The organism is Mesorhizobium sp. M2A.F.Ca.ET.039.01.1.1, from assembly GCF_003998035.1.
Lineage (GTDB): Bacteria > Pseudomonadota > Alphaproteobacteria > Rhizobiales > Rhizobiaceae > Mesorhizobium.
Window position 1 is genome coordinate 1 of the sequence record NZ_RZRY01000898.1, and the last position, 2164, is coordinate 2164.

The 2164-nt window shown below is 63.9% G+C and carries 3 protein-coding genes; 1 reads left to right on the forward strand and 2 read right to left on the reverse strand.

The annotated features are described in order from the left end of the window. The coding region (locus tag EOA24_RS35265) for a pantoate--beta-alanine ligase (protein WP_145992564.1) at positions 1-279 on the forward strand (279 nt) is incomplete at its 5' end. Between the two features lie 112 nt (positions 280-391). Here the strand turns inward: EOA24_RS35265 and EOA24_RS35270 are convergent. Then, positions 392-880 carry a GNAT family N-acetyltransferase gene (locus tag EOA24_RS35270; protein WP_126082847.1) on the reverse strand — a complete coding sequence of 163 codons (489 nt, stop codon included), beginning with the start codon at positions 878-880 and terminating at the stop codon, positions 392-394. A gap of 4 nt (positions 881-884) precedes the next feature. Beyond that, positions 885-2164, reverse strand: a 1280-nt coding sequence (gene gatB, locus EOA24_RS35275) for an Asp-tRNA(Asn)/Glu-tRNA(Gln) amidotransferase subunit GatB (protein ID WP_127410668.1), incomplete at its 5' end; no start/stop codon positions are given.

Genomic DNA, 2164 nt, shown 5'->3' on the forward strand with positions numbered 1-2164 from the left:
GCCTATCTCAGCGAAGCCGAGCTCGACATCGCGCGCCAGCTCAACGGTATCCTGCACCGCGCGGCAGCGGCCCTTTCGGCCGGTGCGGATGAATCCGGCGCCACCGAAGACGCTGCAAAGGCGCTTGTCTCCGCAGGCTTCCGGAAGATCGACTATGTCGCCGCCCGCGCGAGCGTCACGCTTGCACCCTGGCGACGGGACCGCGACGGCCGCCTGCTCGCGGCAGCATGGCTCGGCACGACGAGGCTGATCGACAATGTGGAGATTCCCTCCGCGTGACCGCTCGCGGTCCGATCGGCTTCCGATCGGCTTCCGATCGGCAAGCTGTCGCCGCCGTGACGCCTATTCTTCCGACGGCATATAAGATACATCGACTGGAGGCGTCGTCGATCTAGCCGAGCCGCTTTTCCATGATGAGCGCGGGCAATCCCGAACTGCCGCCGCAATCGGCGGTCCTGCCCGCCTGGCGGAACCCGTTCGCCTGGTAGAAGGCGATCGCCACGGCATTTGCTTCCTCGACTTCGAGGCGCAGCGTATCCATCTCCGGAAAACTGGCCTCGACTTCGTCGAGCAGCGACTGGCCGATCCCCTGCCGCTGGCAGGCCGGATGCACATAGAGCTGGTTCAGAAGGACGATCTTCGGGTCGGTGGTGGCGGCGGCGAACGCCATGCCGCCGAGCCGCTTGCCGTCGTCAGCAACCAGGAACTCGGAATTCGGACGCGTCAGCCGCGTCTTGAGCGAGGTGATCGAATGCCAGTCGTCGGTGATCGCCGTAACCCGCTCGGCGCCATAGATGGCGTCATAGGTCGCATGCCAGGTCTCGACCAGCAGCGCGCGGACCGCAACAAGATCGCGCTCGCTGGCGGTGCGGACGAACATCGCTCTATTCGATGCCCAGCTTGGCCTTGACGAGGTCGTTGACCGCCTGCGGGTTGGCCTTGCCGCCGGTCGCCTTCATGACCTGGCCAACGAACCAGCCGGCCATGGTCGGCTTGGCGCGCGCCTGCTCGGCCTTGTCCGGATTGGCGGCGATGACCTCGTCGACGGCCTTCTCGATGGCGCCGGTATCGGTGACCTGCTTCATGCCGCGGCTCTCGACGAGCTGGCGCGGGTCGCCACCTTCGTTCCAGACGATCTCGAACAGGTCCTTGGCGATCTTGCCTGAAATGGTGCCTTCCTTGATCAGGTCGAGCACGGCGCCCAGCTGCTCAGGCGAAACCGGAGCATTTTCAATGTCTTTGCCGGCCTTGTTCAGCTGCCCAAGGAGATCGTTGATGACCCAGTTGGCGGCGAGCTTGCCGTCGCGCCCGGCGGCAACCTTCTCGAAATAGTCGGCGATCGGCTTTTCCGAAACCAGCACCGAGGCGTCATAGGCGGACAGTCCAAGCACATCGACCAGCCGAGCCTTTTTGTCGTCGGGCAGTTCCGGCAGGTCCTTGGCGAGCGCATCGACATAGGCCTGGTCGAACTCCAACGGCAAAAGGTCGGGATCTGGGAAATAGCGATAGTCGTGCGCTTCTTCCTTGGAGCGCATCGAGCGCGTCTCGCCCTTGTTCGGATCGAACAGGCGCGTCTCCTGGTCGATCTTGCCGCCGTCTTCCAGAATGGCGATCTGGCGGCGCGCCTCATATTCGATGGCCTGGCCGATGAAGCGGATCGAATTCATGTTCTTGATCTCGCAACGCGTGCCGAACGCGCCGCCCGGACGGCGCACCGAGACGTTGACGTCGGCGCGCAGCGAGCCCTCGTCCATGTTGCCGTCGCATGTGCCGAGATAGCGCATGATCGAACGCAGCTTGGTGACATAGGCCTTGGCCTCGTCGGCCGAGCGAATGTCGGGCTTGGAGACGATCTCCATCAGCGCCACGCCGGAGCGGTTGAGGTCGACATAGGACATGGTCGGGTGCTGGTCGTGCATCGACTTGCCGGCGTCCTGTTCCAGGTGCAGGCGCTCGATACCGACCTCGATATCCTCGAACTCGCCCTGGCGGTCGGGACCGACGGAGACGATTACCTTGCCCTCGCCGACGATCGGCTGCTTGAACTGCGAGATCTGATAGCCCTGCGGCAGGTCCGGATAGAAATAGTTCTTCCGGTCGAAGACCGACTTGTGGTTGATCGCGGCCTTGAGGCCGAGCCCCGTGCGGATAGCCTGCTTGACGC

What these genes read in the sequence shown, in the direction of transcription:
- EOA24_RS35270 (WP_126082847.1), bottom strand. Translation starts at nt 880, where the DNA reads ATGTTCGTCCGCACCGCCAGCGAGCGCGATCTTGTTGCGGTCCGCGCG.